The sequence below is a fragment of the Chondromyces apiculatus DSM 436 genome (genome assembly GCF_000601485.1).
GTDB classification, from domain to species: Bacteria; Myxococcota_A; Polyangia; order Polyangiales; family Polyangiaceae; genus Chondromyces; species Chondromyces apiculatus.
The window spans coordinates 12,425-26,347 of sequence record NZ_ASRX01000065.1 but is presented as its reverse complement, the minus strand read 5'-3'; the positions used below and the strand labels follow the sequence as shown (position 1 = coordinate 26,347).

The 13,923-nt window shown below is 72.3% G+C and carries 11 protein-coding genes; all 11 read left to right on the top strand.

The genetic code is table 11. The annotated features are described in order from the left end of the window. Window positions 1-194: 194 nt before the first annotated feature. Window positions 195-947 (top strand): RNA polymerase sigma factor, encoded by a 753-nt coding sequence (locus tag CAP_RS32530; RefSeq protein WP_044248000.1) that lies wholly within the window; start codon window positions 195-197, stop codon window positions 945-947. A gap of 4 nt (window positions 948-951) precedes the next feature. Next, entirely contained in the window at window positions 952-1,599 is a 648-nt protein-coding gene (locus tag CAP_RS32525) for a hypothetical protein (RefSeq protein WP_156041341.1), read from the top strand. Further along, window positions 1,596-3,083, top strand: coding sequence for a DUF8173 domain-containing protein (locus CAP_RS32520; RefSeq protein WP_156041340.1), 1,488 nt, complete (start codon window positions 1,596-1,598; stop codon window positions 3,081-3,083). The genes CAP_RS32525 and CAP_RS32520 overlap by 4 nt, the downstream gene beginning before the upstream one ends. Before the next feature lie 173 nt (window positions 3,084-3,256). Beyond that, a complete protein-coding gene (locus CAP_RS32515) occupies window positions 3,257-3,505 on the top strand; it encodes a hypothetical protein (RefSeq protein ID WP_044247995.1) in 249 nt (82 codons plus the stop codon). After that, the gene (locus tag CAP_RS32510; RefSeq protein ID WP_044247994.1) at window positions 3,505-3,966 is read left to right on the top strand and encodes a type II toxin-antitoxin system VapC family toxin; all 462 of its coding nucleotides are present in this window, start codon (window positions 3,505-3,507) and stop codon (window positions 3,964-3,966) included. Before CAP_RS32515 ends, CAP_RS32510 begins: the two co-directional genes overlap by 1 nt. A gap of 132 nt (window positions 3,967-4,098) precedes the next feature. After that, window positions 4,099-6,888 carry a M1 family metallopeptidase gene (locus tag CAP_RS32505; RefSeq protein ID WP_052376437.1) on the top strand — a complete coding sequence of 930 codons (2,790 nt, stop codon included), beginning with the start codon at window positions 4,099-4,101 and terminating at the stop codon, window positions 6,886-6,888. A gap of 51 nt (window positions 6,889-6,939) precedes the next feature. After that, entirely contained in the window at window positions 6,940-8,205 is a 1,266-nt protein-coding gene (locus CAP_RS32500; protein ID WP_044247993.1) for a hypothetical protein, read from the top strand. Between the two features lie 23 nt (window positions 8,206-8,228). Next, window positions 8,229-9,542: a hypothetical protein gene (locus CAP_RS32495; protein WP_231511817.1), complete on the top strand. Its 1,314-nt coding sequence runs from the start codon at window positions 8,229-8,231 to the stop codon at window positions 9,540-9,542. 108 nt (window positions 9,543-9,650) lie between these two features. Continuing rightward, a complete protein-coding gene (locus tag CAP_RS52780) occupies window positions 9,651-11,600 on the top strand; it encodes a protein kinase domain-containing protein (RefSeq protein WP_197041453.1) in 1,950 nt (649 codons plus the stop codon). Beyond that, window positions 11,597-13,033: a hypothetical protein gene (locus tag CAP_RS32485; protein WP_197041452.1), complete on the top strand. Its 1,437-nt coding sequence runs from the start codon at window positions 11,597-11,599 to the stop codon at window positions 13,031-13,033. The genes CAP_RS52780 and CAP_RS32485 overlap by 4 nt, the downstream gene beginning before the upstream one ends. Window positions 13,034-13,300: 267 nt before the next feature. After that, on the top strand, window positions 13,301-13,843 hold the full coding sequence (locus tag CAP_RS32480) for a hypothetical protein (RefSeq protein ID WP_044247987.1): 543 nt from the start codon (window positions 13,301-13,303) through the stop codon (window positions 13,841-13,843). Window positions 13,844-13,923 lie beyond the last annotated feature (80 nt).

Sequence of the window (13,923 nt, the reverse complement as noted above, 5' to 3'; positions counted from 1 at the left end):
AACCCGGTGCTTGCGAGCACCGTTGCAGTCATATGTGAAGCGGTGCGTACCTCGATACGCCTGTCGTCCGGCCCGGTGCGGGCCCACGTGGATGTGGGACAGGACACGGCGGAAGCCGCTCGATGAAAATCTGACGAGCCTCGTCAGCGGGGTGAAATTTCGCGAGGCCCTCGCGCGAATAGGCAAGCATCCGCATGCTGCACGCCTTCATGCCAGCCCAGCACGTCAGTCCGTGCCCGGCGCCGTCGCCCGAGGCCGACCTCGCGTCGCTGGACGCTGGCGTGTCGGCAGGCGTGGCTGCAGCGGCGGGTACGGACGATGGGGGCCGAGCGACCGCCGGGTCTGGCGCTGGTGGGGCGGGGGCACCGTCAGGTGCGGTGACCTCGGGGTCCGAGCGTGGGCCCTCCATGGCGCCCCCTCACCTGACCGCACTCCGTCCTGCCGTGCGCGCGCTCATCGCTTGCGTGCTCGGCCGGAGCGTGGATCACCCTGACGTCGAGGACGGCGCCCACGAGGCGCTCGCGCGCGCCATCGAGGGGCACGCGCGGCTGCAGGAAGGGGAGCCCCTCAGGCCCTGGGTGCTGGGCATCGCGCGCCACGTCGCCCTCGACACCCTCCGCCGTGAGCGCCGCGAGCGCCGCGACCGCCAGGCGCCGCACGCGACGTACGCCGCGTCGGAGAGCGAGGAGGACGCAGCGTCACCGATCGATGCGCTGGTGGACCCCGGTCCGGGGCCCGAGGAGCGTGCCGCCCTGACCGAGCGCGCGCGGCGCACGCAGCAGGCACTGGCCGAGCTCTCCGCGCCGCAGCGCGAGGCGCTGCTGGCGTTCCACGTGGAGGGGCAGAGCTATCAGGACATCGCCCGTCGTCTCGGCATCCCGCTGGGGACGGTGGCGACATGGATTGCCCGCGGCAGGCGCAGCCTCGCCGCGGCGCTGGGAGAGTGAGCCCATGGAGTGTGACGACAAGCTCCCGCTCGATCTGGTGTGGCAGGACGACGGCCACCTCGGCGAGGTCGCGCTCTCGGCCCTGGCCGATGGCGAGGTCGCGCTCTTGCCCGACGCCGCCGTGGTCCATGCCGAGAGCTGTGCTTCATGTGCCAGCGCCCTCGGGGCTGCGGCGCTCCTGTCGCTGCGCGTGGGCGAGTCTCTCGTCGCTGCGAAGGGCGAGCACGCGCCTCTTCGCGCGGTGTCGGGCGAACCCGTGCACCAGCCGGCTGCGGGGAGCGTGGTCGCCGTCGTCGAGGTGCCCCTGGCGTCACCCTCGGCGTCACCCTCGGCAGCGCCAGCGCCCGCGCGGCCCGCGTCTCTCGCGTCGCGCCCCTTGCCGCTCGTGCCCGTGGCTGCGGCGCTGGCCGTCGCCGCGCTCGCCGCAGTGCCTCGCCTGTGGACGCTCGGGGCCGACCTCGGGGCGTTCGGGCGCCTGCTCCTGTTCGCGGTGCGCATGTGCCGCACCCTCGTGGAGACGGGCGCGCTCGCGACGCGCGGATCGCTTTCGCTGCTGCCCTGGGTGTCGGCAGCGCTGCTCGTGGTGTTCGGTCTCTGCGTGGCGCGGGCCGCGCAGCGCAGGATCCTGCCAGAACAAGGAGAACAGGGATGAGAACGTTGACCAGCAAGCGGTGGGCGGCACGGATGCTCGGCGGCGGCGCCGCGGCCGCGCTCTCGCTCTCTTTCGCCGGTGTGACGTCGGCCGCCGTCAAGCGCGAGGGGGAGTGGCCCAGCCGTGACAAGGCCATCACGCTCGACCTCGACGGCGTTCCCCGCAACGAGGCCCTCAAGCGCCTCGCGGGCGAGGCCGGCTGGAGCGTGATCGTGAACGCACCGGCCGCCGATCGGGTGGACATCCACGTGAAGGGGCAGCCGGCTGGCAAGGTACTCGACCTGCTCCTCGCCGATGGCGACTACGTGGTCCACCGCGATGGCTCCTTGCTCGCCATCTCCCGGGCGAGCGTCGCCGCCGTGCCCACTGCCGCCCTGGAGGCCGACTCCATCCCTGCGCCCCTGCTGCCGCTCGGGCCTCCTGCGCCTCAGGGGCTGCTTGGCTTGCCTGCTCCGACGCAGGTCGCAGGCCCGGAGGCCCCCGCCCAGGGGCCTTCCGAGGCGGTGCCTGAGGGTGACGCCGCAGGTGAGGCCCCCGCTGCCGCGGCTGCTGCCGCGCACGATGACGACGACGACGACGACAGCGACGACGGCGAGGAGCGCGCCGCGGGAGGTGAGCACGGGAAGAAGCGCAACCGCGACCGCAGCGTGGTCGGTACGAACCTGCGCATCGAGAAGGACGAGGTGGTCCACGACGTGTCGGTCGTGGGCGGCTCGCTCGAGGTGCTCGGCAACGTGACGGGTGACATCACCATCGCGGGCGGCAACGTCACCCTCCGGAACGGCGCCCGCGTGCGCGGCGACGTGTCGACGATGGGCGGCTCCATCACCGTCGAGGATGGGGCGCGCATCGACGGTGACATCGGCGTCCGGGGCGGCTCTCTCCAGCGCGGCGAGAAGGCCATCCTCGCCGGCAACGTCGACGCCACCACGCACAACGAGGACGAGGAAGGGTTCAGCCTCCAGCGGGCGCTGAACGACGCGGGCGACGCCGTGACGCGCATGGCGTTTCTCTTCGTGCTCGGCGCGGTGCTCCTCGCCCTCGCCCCCGGCCGCATGGACACGCTCAAGGTGGAGATCGCCGCCCACCCCATGCGCTCCTTCGCGCGCGGCATCGTCGGCATCCTGACGGGAATCGTGATGCTCGCGGCCATGTGCATCACCATCATCGGCATCCCGTTCGCGGCGGTGGGGTTCCTGGCCGCCATCCTCGCGGTGTTCATCGCCTCCTGCTCCGTCCTGGAGACCGCAGGGGCCGCCGTCCTCGGCCACCGCACGCGGAACCCGTACGTGCACCTCGCCGCCGGGTGCGCGGGGTTGCTCGTGCTCGGCGCCCTCCCGTACGTCGGCAACATCGTGTGGGCCGCCGTGCTCCTGACGGGCGCCGGGGCCCTGGTCTCGACCCGCGCCGCCGGGCTGGTCAAGCCGCGCGCGAGCACCGCCGCGGCCGCCGCGACGCACCCGTTCCGCAGCCTCTTTGGTTGAACGCCCCGCCCGGCACGGGGCGTCTCGAAGAGAGGTGTCCCGTGTGATCGCGGCGCCCCCTGTCCGACCTCGACGGGCCGCGCTCCGGCGTGCTCCGGCGGTCCTCGGGGGAGATCTCGGTGCCATTCTTTGCGCTACGCTCACCAGGTGCGCCGCGAGCTGGCCCTCCGGTTGTGACCCTCCGCGCCGAGCTGCGCGAGGAGGCGCGGCGCCTCTGGGGGGAGGAGGCGATCGTGGAGGTGGAGGCCGCGGTGACGTGCGAGGGGGAGCTGTGCGAGCCGAGCGTGGTCGGCTTACGGCCGGCGCTCAAGGTACGTGATGCGCTGGTGGATCACGACCGATCGCGGGGCGCGCTGGGCGCGGTGTGGGGCACGGACGACGTGCGCGACTACATGGATTCACTCTGGCCCCGGTCGACCTGATGCGGATCCTCTTCGACACCAACGTCGTGTCGTACTGGATGGGGGATCAGGCGCCCTTCAGGGCCCCGCTGCGGTGGACGCTGTCGAGCTTCAAGGTCGAGCCCACGTTCTACATCTCCGCCGTCTCCCTCCAGGAGCTGATGGTCTTCGCCCGCGCGCACGGAGACGTCGAGGCGACGCTCGGCTTCGTGGGGGAGCGCTTCAACGTGCTGGCCTTCGACGAGCCCTGCGCGATCCGCGCGGCAGCGCTGGCAGCGCGGGTCGGCGCGCCGACGAAGAAGGGGGCGCGGCGCGAGCGGCGGGCCCTGGTGAACGCCTGGCAGCGGGATGCAGCGATCGCGGGGACGGCCGCGCGCCACGGGATGGACGTGCTGGTGACGGCGAACGGCAAACATTTCACCCAGTTCTTGCCTTACCTGACCTGCGAGGTGCGGGTGCTGGATCCGGCGCCGCCGCGCTGACCGCTCCCGCAGTTAGGGCTCCCGAGCAGCGCCATCCCGGTCTCCGGTCGAGCGGGCCTCGAAGGAGCAGAGACGAACCTCGGGGATGGCGTACTAGGATGGGCCTCGCCCTGCGCCCCTCCCGGAGGACCCATGCGCCGCCCGAACCCTCGGATCACCACGCTCACCGCCGTACTCGCCGCGCTCGCCACCGCCTCGTGCGCTTCGTCGCCGCCCGCGCCGCCCCCGCCCTCCGGGGCGCCGCCCGCGCTCGCCTCGTCCGACGCGGAGAGCGGTCAGGTGGACGGCAAGGGAGGGTTCACCCCGCCCGGGATCCGCCTCCCGCGCACGGTGTCCCCGTCGCGCTACAGCGCCACCCTCACCGTGCTGCCCGGGGAGGCGGCGCTCGAGGGGGAGATCGTGATCGACCTCGACCTCACCGAGCCCACCTCGGTCCTCTGGCTGAACGCGAAGGCGATCTCGGTCGAGCGGGTGGAGGTGGAGGCTTCCGGCAAGCGCGTGGGCGCGCGCGTGGTGCCCGGCGGGGAAGAGCACCTCGGCGTGGCGCTGGAGGGGGTGGTGCCGCCGGGCAAGGCGAAGCTCACCCTGCGCTACCGCGGCGCCGTGTCCTCGAAGGACGATCGGGGCGTGTTCGTCGAGGAGGAGGGGGGGGCGAAGTTCGTGTTCTCTCAGTTCGAGAGTGTCGAGGCGCGGCGGGCGTTCCCTTGCTTCGACGAGCCTTCGTTCAAGGTGCCCTGGCAGCTCTCCCTGCGGGTGCGGGCGGGTGAGATGGCCCTGTCGAACACGCCCGTGGTCTCGGAGGAGCCGGCAGGCGAGGGGATGAAGCTCGTGCGGTTCGCCGAGACGAAGCCGCTGCCGAGCTACCTCGTCGCGTTCGCGGTGGGGCCGTTCGAGCTGGTCGACGCCGGCAAGGCGGGCGCGGGGCAGACCCCGGTTCGGATCGCCGTGCCCCGGGGGCGCGCTGCCGAGGCGCGGTGGGCGAAGGAGGCGACGCCGGCGCTCCTCGGGGTGCTCGAGAAGCAGCTCGGGATTCCCTACCCGTACGAGAAGCTCGATGTGGTGCCGGTCCCGAAGCTGGTGTCGTTCGGGGCCATGGAGAACCCGGGGCTCATCACGTTCTCCATGCCCCTGACACTGGCCAAGCCGGATGAGGAGACGCCGTCGTTCAAGCGAGGCTTCGGGCGGATCATGGCGCACGAGCTGGGGCACCAGTGGTTCGGCAACCTGGTGACGACGGCGTTCTGGGACGACATCTGGCTGAACGAGGCGTTCGCGGACTGGGTGATGAGCCGCGCCGTGAAGCAGTGGCAGCCGTCCTGGGACGAGGAGATCGCGCAGGCGCAGGCGGCGGCGTGGGCGATGTCGCAGGACGCGCTCGTGTCGGCGCGGAAGATCCGCCAGGAGATCGTCAGCAAGGACGACATCCAGAACGCCTTCGACCCGATCACCTACCAGAAAGGGGCCACGGTGCTCTCGATGGTGGAGGGGTGGCTGGGGCCCGAGCGGTTCATGCAAGGGGTGCGGCGCTACCTGGAGCGGCATGCACACAAGACGGCGACGTCGGCAGATTTCCTGGCGTCGATGCAGGAGGTGGGAGGGAAGGAGGTCTCGGCGGTGCTGTCGAGCTTCCTCGACCAACCCGGGGTGCCGCTGCTCCGGTCGGAGATCACCTGCGAGGCGGGCGCTGCACCGGCGCTCCGCCTGACGCAGGAGCGGCTCTTGCCGATGGGATCTGCAGGGGCGGGAGGCGCCTCTGCGCCCTGGAGCATCCCGGTGTGCTACCGGCTCGATGGCGGGGGTCGCAAGGGCGCGGAGACGCGCGCGTGCACGGTGGTGTCGCAGCCGTCGGTGGTGGTGCCGCTCGGGGCGGGGGCACGCTGCCCTGCCTGGGCGATGCTGCAGGCGGGCGGGGCTGGGTACTACCACGTGGCCTACGACGAGGAGGCGCTCCGTGCGCTGATCGGGCGCGGGGGGCGTGGAGGAGCGCCGCTCTCGCTGGTGGAGCGGGTCACGGTGCTGCGCGATCTCGAGGCGCTGACGTCTGCGGGGAAGGTTCCCATCGCCGATGCGCTCGGGGTGGTGGTGGAGGCCGCGAAGGATCCGGACCCGCGGGTGCTGGAGGCGGCGCTCGGGATCGCGGCCGGGGTACCTCGGTCTCACGTGCCCGAGGCACTCGCCCCTGCCTACGCGCGCTTCGTGCGTGAGGTGTTCGGCGCCCGCGCGCGCGCCCTCGGGTTCAAGCCCAGGGCGGGAGAGAGCGAGGCGCTGCGGCTCCTCAGGCCGAGGCTGCTGAGGCTCACGGCCAACCGGGGCGAGGAGCCCTCGCTGGTGGCCGAGGCGCGGCGTCTGGCGGACGGCTACCTGGCCGATCCAGCGTCGCTGGAGCCGGAGGTGGTGGACACGGTGCTGGCGATTGCCGCGCGCCACGGCGACCGGAAGCTCTTCGATCGGATGCGCGCCGAGGCCCTGAAGGAGAAGGAGATGAAGCGTCGGACGATCCTCTTGCGAGCGCTCCGTGACTTCGCGGATCCGGCGATCGCCCGGGAGGTGATGGGGCTCGTGCTCGCCGACACGCTGGACGTGCGGGAGACCGTGTGGCTGCTGTTCCCGGGCGACGCGCGCATGGCAGGGACGGCGCTGGGGTTCGTGAAGGAGCACTTCGACGCGCTCGTGAAGCGCATGCCCGGGGAGCTGCTGGGGGACCTGCCGTTCGTGGGATCGGGGCTCTGCGACGCTGCAGCGGCGGCGGATCTCGACGCTTTCTTCCGCGAGCGCATCGGCCGCCTCACGGGCGGTCCCCGACGCCTGGCGCAGGCCGTGGAGGAGATCTCGCTGTGCAGCGCGCTGCGTGAGGCCCAGGGCGCGAGCCTGAGCACGTTCCTCGCGCGCTACGAGAAGAAGGGCCGGGGAGAGAAGGGCTGATCACGCGAGGCTGCTCTTCCCGGCGTCGCTCCTCACGGATATAACCCGGGAATGCGCCGCTTTCCGCTGGCCGCTGCGGTCTTCCTCGCCTCGGGCTGCGCGCCCGAGCTCGGCGATGTCCCGTTTGCTTGCGGGGCAGGTGAGGTGTGCCCCGAGGGGTACGCCTGCCAGTCCACGGTCTGCGTGCGCGAGGGCGCAGCGGTGGGTCCTTCGCGGCCGGCGCGGGTGACGTGGATCAACGCGGCCGAGATGTACTGGATGGAGCGTGCCGGGGGCGGCGCGGCGCTGGTCGTGAACGATGGGTTCTCGCCGGACGCGCACGGGGTGTACGAGATCCTCGTGTCGCCGGACGGCGTGGCCTCCGCACCGAAGCTGCTGCTCGGCTATGGCGACGAGATGCCCATCTCGTCGAGCGTGGTGGCCCTCGACGACGCGCGCTACGCGATGGCGATGCTGCGCTTCCCCAACGTCGACGAGGACGCGATGACGCTGGAGATCCTCGCCGTGGAGCGCGAGGCGCCCGGGGAGACGTCGCCCGGGATCGAGCGGCTCTACGCGGAGACCGAGCCGTTCCTGGGCGGCGTGGAGCCGCCGTACGTGGGGGCGGTGGCGGCCTCCGGCGCGATCGACGTCGCCTGGACGCGGCCCTCCGAAGGGGGGCGGGTGGAGGTGCTGAGGATCACCCGCAACGGGTCTGTGTGGGGCAAGTCCCAGGTGGGGACGCAGCCGCTCCCGGCCGACATTCTCCCGCTGTCGGGTGACTGTGTGCTCTGGCGGAGCGGGCGGAGCGGCGAAGACGCGCTGACGGTGCGGGTGGGGTTCGAGACCTTCGCCATCGGAAAAGTGGACGCGGCCGGCGATCTGGCGCCTCCTGCGCTCCTGGATGGGGTGCCGCTCTACGCGGCGGGGGACGAGGTGCTGGTGCTGCGGAGGGAGGCGTACGACGAGCGCGCGGGGACCTACGCGGTGAGCTTCGCGCGCATGACCACCGGGGGTGACGTGCTCGGCGAGGCTCCCGGCGGCGTCCTCCAGGCAGCGCTCGAGCCCTACACCGGGACGCCTTACGAGGGCGGGGCGCTCATCGCGCCGCTCGCGCTCGAGGGAGACGCCTCTTTCTCCACGCTCGACGTGGGCTTCTGGTCCCCGGGAACCGATGCCCCGGTGCGCGTCGGGCGGGTGCCGCGCACGAGCGGAAACGAGATCTACTCGGCGCGCGCCTTCGCCGCAGACGGCAAGGTGTACGTGGCCTGGACCGAGTTCCACGAGTCGCTGATGGACCTGTGGGTTGCGGTCGTTCCGTTCGAGGGTGGGCAGTGACGAGGGCCGCCCTCGGAGCGCTCTTGGTGCTCGGTGTCGGGAGCACCGCGTGCACCGCGCCCGAGTACGGCGCGCTGCCGGCGCTCTGCTCGGAAGGGACGTGCCCCGAAGGCTACGACTGCATCCGCGGGGTGTGCGCAGAGCCAGGGACGTCGGTGCCGATCACCGTGACGCGCGTCGAGAACCTGCGCGGCGAGGATCTCAAGCTCATCCCCCAGAGCCAGGGGGTGCTGGTCGTCTGGCAAACCTACGCATACGGGCCGGAGGGACAGCGCTTCCGTGGCGCCCGGGTCAGCGCCGATGGGTCGGTGGGCCCCACGATGGACCTGGTGACGAGCTTCGTCGCGGACGAGGGCTCGGTGGAGCCCTTCTACGACGTGCTCGGGGTCTCGGACGAGGACCTGCTCCTCGCGGTGAGCGCGACGCGGTTGCCGGAGGACGACTCGCCAAGGGCGCGGCTCCTCACCTACCGGGTGCGCCTGCCCTCCTGGGGCAACGAGACGCGCGGGGTGCAGTTCGAGGCGGCGTGGCCCGGGGAAGAGCGCCTGGACACCGCAGGCTACGGCGCGGTGTCCCGCCCGAAGCTCCTCGCGCGCGGCGATCGTGTGGAGCTCGGTTACGTGCGCACACGTGAACCGGAGACCGAGCCCGAGGCAGGTGTCATCGGCGAGCTGGGGGTCTTCCTGCTCGGGCTCGATGGCGCGCAGCAGGCCCCGGCGACGTTCTCCCGGGTGCGGAGAGGGCAGTCTGTGGCGGTCGGCGTGGCCGGCGCCATCGCGCGCGAGGACGCAGCGTTCTGGGTGCTGGACGACGTGCGCCCGAGCGCCGTGCTGTTCGCGGGCGGGGGTGCTCCTTCCGAGCTGCGCCTCGGGGCGCTGGGCATGGCGGTGGACGCGACGACGCGGACGCTCCTGTACCTGCAGCCCTCGGAGCGGGGAGGGGACAAGCTGCCGACCGATCCGGTGGCAGGGGAGGCGGAGCTGCGCCGCGTGGACGCGACCCTGAGCGGGGGAGATCCGCCCTTCGCGCTGAGTGACACGCCGGTCGGGACGCTGGGACAGGTGCGCGACACGCCGCGTCCCGCTTGGGTCGCCCGGGAAGGGCGGCCTGCGCTCCTCGTCTCACCGGGGGCGTCGATCAACGCGCCCTCGCTCCAGGTGCACACTGTGGATCCGGAGTCGGGCGTGGCGACACTGGTCACCCGGATCGAGCGCCTGTCTTCCACGAACGTGGACGCCACCGCTGCAGTGGTCGCCGGTGGGTCTCTCTATGTCGCGTGGACCGATGTGACCGAATCGGCGGCCGTCATCCGGATGGCCGTCCTCCCCGAGCCCTGATCCAGTGCGTCACCTGCAAGAGAGCCCAGCCCGAGCGAGCCACAGGAAAGCGCACCGCGCGTGGGTGTGCGAGACGCGCGAGGCGTGCGGGAGCCGGTCAGCGTGCCGATGAAGCCCCGAGCCGAGAACTCCGAGCCGCTGTTCGCCGGCAAGTACCGGCTGATCCGCCTGCTCGGGAAGGGCGGCATGGGCGAGGTGTGGCTCGCCGAGGAAGAGGGGCCGCGGAACTTCCGGCGGAGGGTGGCGCTGAAGAAGCTGCTCTCCAAGGTGGAGATCGACGATTACGCGTACGAGTCGTTCTTCTCCGAGGCGCACGTCATCGCCCGGCTCGACCACCCCAACATCGTCAGGCTCATCGAGCTTGGCGTCGCCGAGGACACGGTCTTCCTCGCGCTCGACTACGTGGACGGGCCTTCGCTCGACAAGCTCATCCGGAAGAGCGGCGGACCGCTTTCGCCTGCCGCCGTGGCCTACGTGGGACGCGAGGTGGCGCGGGCGCTGGAGGCCGTGCACTCCCTCTGCGACGACGATGGCCAGAACTTCGGGGTGATCCACCGCGACATCTCCCCCGCGAACATCCTGCTCGCGCGGGACGCACGGGTGCGGCTCACCGACTTCGGCATCGCGAAGATCTCGGGCTTCGCGGGGGAGAAGACGGAGACGGGGGTCTTCAAGGGGAAGCTCCCGTACATGCCTCCCGAGCAGGCGCGTGGAGAGGCCTTCGATCAGCGGGCCGATGTGTTCTCGCTCGGCATCACCTTGATGGAGGGCCTCATCGGGCGGCGGGTGCGCAAGAGCGAGACGCAGGCGCAGCTCATGATGAAGGTCGGCATGTCGCCGGTGCCCCGCGTCCTGGAGCTCGCGCCGAACACGCCTCCAGCGCTCGCGGAGGCCATCGACGCGGCGGCTGCCTTCGACCCGAACGCGCGCACCCAGGACGCGGGAGCGCTGGCAGCCTCGCTCGATGCGGCGCTGTGGGCGATGGGTCCGACGGCGGAGCAGGAGGCGCGGACCGAGCTGAAGCGCCGGGTGGAAGCGACCCTGGCTGCACTCGGCGAGGCAGTGACCGGCACGCACCGGCAAGGAGGGGGGAGCCAGACCGGCGGCAGCGCGGGAGCGACCCCCGCGGCGCGCCTCAACACCCCGCGGACACCCATCTCCGAGGTCCACGCGCGGGGGGCGGCCGCGCCCGCGGCGGGTGAGGCAGGGAGCAACGAGGCGGGGCCTCCGAGCTCCCACTCGGCACCGACGGTGCTGGAGCGCGGCGGTACGAAGCGCCCGGGAGCCGACGACGCACCGCCGGAAGAGACGCCCTCGGCGATCCCGCCACTCCCGACCGTGCCGACAGGCCGCTCGGGGAGGACCTCTGCGCCCGACAGGTCTTCATCTCCGACGAGATCCGTGCCGGATGGCAGCCATCCCCGGGTGGACGTCCCGCCCGTGTCGCGGCGTGGATCGTGGATCGTGCTGCTCCTCGTGGCGGCGACAGCTTTTGCAGGGGTCTTTCTCCTCTGGATCAGCCAACGCCCTGGGGAGACGGCATCGCCTGCGGGCGACACGTCGGCGCCTGATCCGAGCACTGCTGGGACGGCGGCCCCGGCTGCGTCCGACACCGCAGATGCGAAGGACACGAAGACTGCCGAGAAGCCCCCGGAGAGCGGGCACCCCGAAGGCCACACCGGGACCGCGGCGCCGCCGGCCTCGCAGCAGGGCGTCGAGCCTCGGCTGACCGGCAAGCTCCCCACCTCCCCCGGTAGCGGGGCGCCCACGCCGTCACCTGCGCCAGGGCCGTGGCCGCCACCGAGCACCCGCGCCACGGCGGAGGAGCCGAGCGGCCCGGGTACGCTGCAGGTCGTGGTGCTGCCCTGGGCCGAGGTCACCGTCGACGGCAAGGCCATGGGCACCACGCCCATCGCCCCCATCCAGCTTCCACCAGGACCGCACAGCGTCGTGCTGCGCAACGCCGAGCTGGGAGCATCGCGCACCCTCTCGGTGGTCCTCAAGCCGGGCCAGCCGACGCTCCTGCGCGTCGACCTGCGCCGCACGGAGTCTCCATGAGTCGCCCTCGCTCCCGTCTTCCCACCCGGCAGCGCCCCCCCCTCTCCGGCGCGCCGACCGTCCCCGGGGTGCGCTCCGCGCCCGCGGCGCGCGGCGCCTCCAGGGCATGTGTCACCCGGGGCGCTGCTGCAGTGCTCTCTCTGGCTGCGTCGCTTGGCATCACGGGGATGTCTCGGCCGGCAGTCGCCCAGGATCTCGCGGGTGTCGTCGCGCGCGCCCGAGAGCAGGTCGAGAACGGGGCTTACGCGGACGCGACGAAGACCCTCTCGGGGCTCCCGACGACGGGGGTGCCCGATGCCCTGCGCGTCGAGGCCGGCCTGCTCGAGACCACGGCGGCGCTGGTGACCGCGGGTCCTTCTGCTGGCGAAGCCGCCTGCGCGAAGGCGGTGGTGGCCTCGGGGTACGACCCCGAGGTGGCCCGGGATCAATCGCCCAAGGTGCGCGCCGCGTGCCGGGCCGCGGCGGACAAGGAGCGCGGACAGCGGCTCGCGCGGTCGCAGATCACGCTCTCCGGGCTGAAGGTGGACGCTCCGGCAGTGGCGTGGCAGCCCGTGCGGATCGCGGCGACCGCCAACCAGGTGCCCGCGTGGCTGCGCGTCGCGGCGCGGGTCACCTCCTCGGCGCTGGAGGGCTCCTTCGAGCTGGCGATGGCGCCCTCCCTGGAGGGGCCGCTGCGCGCCACGATGGACGCCGCGTGGTGCCGGCCGGGCGCGAAGATCACCGTGGAGCTCGTCGCTCAGGACCGTCACGGCGATCTGGGCGGTTCCCCGCCCCCCGGCGCATCGCCCTCGGGGCCCGCGGGCAGCGCACCCGCCGGGGCTCCCGCGTCAGCCGTCTCCTTCGTGGTGCCCGCGGCGGAGGCGATGCTCGCGTTCGGACAGTTGCCCGCAGGTGCGAGTGTCCACGTCGATGGCGCTCCGGTGAAGCCCGGCGCGGGCGGCCGTGTCCCCGTCGCGCCAGGGCACCACGCCGTGTCGCTGGAGCTCACGGATGGCGCCTTCGCGAGCGCCGAGGTCGACGTATCGCGCGGGGCCATCTCGCGGGTGGCGCTCTCGCCACAACGGCAGGCCCGGAGCCGCACCATGGCCTGGATCGCCACCGGCACCGCGGTCGCGCTGGGCTCCGTGGGCGGAGTCCTCCTGCTCACCGCCGACGGACGGCGGCGCGAGATCGAGGAAGCTTCGGCGCGCAGGGAGCCAGGGTCGAGCTTGCCAGCGGTGGAGTACAGCCAGCTCCAGGCCATCGACGACGAACGGAAGACCCTGACCACGGTTGGCTTCGGCCTGCTCATCGGTGGCGGCGTCGCAGCGGCCGCAGCGGTCACGCTGTGGCTCTGGCCCGATGGCAGCAGCGCGCGGGCGGGGCGCCCCCAGACCGCAACGCTGGGGGCCCAGGCGTCTCCTGGCGGGTTCAAGCTCGTGGGGAGCTTCTAGCGCGATGGCCTCCCGCGCCTTCCGCCTCACCCCTTCGAGATCCGTCGCGCGACGGAGGAGGCCGTGGGCGGAGGAGAGCGCGGGAACCGAGCGCTCCCGAGTAGTGGGGGGGCCAGTTAGCAGCCGTCATCGTTTCTCGTTTTCGTCTCTGATCGTCGGGAGATGCTGCGCACGGGCGTCCTGGCTGACGATCCTCGCTGACGATCCTCGGGAGCGCCGGAGGTCGCGGGCTCCCGGGGAAGGATGTGCGGTACGATAGGAGGTCCGATGTCCTCGCCTGCAGCAGAACGCGAGTGCTGGAAGGGGCCGACCTGGGAGATGAACATCTTCTATCCGGCGCCAGGCGTGCTCTACACGCGTGCAGAAGGGCAGGCGGACATCGAGTGCGCGCTCCACGCGATGCAGGCCTTCGACCGGGTGGCGGCAGCCACGACCGAGAAGGTGGAAGTGTTCCACGACTGGGCGGGGATCACCGGCTACACGGCCGAGGTGCGGTCGACCTACACGCGCTGGTCGAAGAGCCACGTCGAACGACTGGGCGGCGTGCACGTCCTGATCCGGTCGCGCATGGTCGCCATGGCGGTCACCCTGGTGAGCGCGGCGGTGGGCGGCGTGATCTCGGCGCACCATGACCGGATCGCCTTCGACAAGCTGCGCGCCGAAGCCATCCTCCGCCGCCGTCGGATCGTGGACATGCCGCCCGAGAGTGGCCTGCGCATGAGCGGCACGTATGCAGGGCCGCGCTCCGAGAAGCCAGGGCAGCGGCCTGGAAGCGACAGGCCAGGCGGGAGCCGCGCTTCCGGCGCCTGATTCGAGATCACGGGGCGTCGCGGGGCGTCGCGGGCCATCGCGGACCGTCACGGTGGACCTCCTCCTGGAAGCGCCGAGCG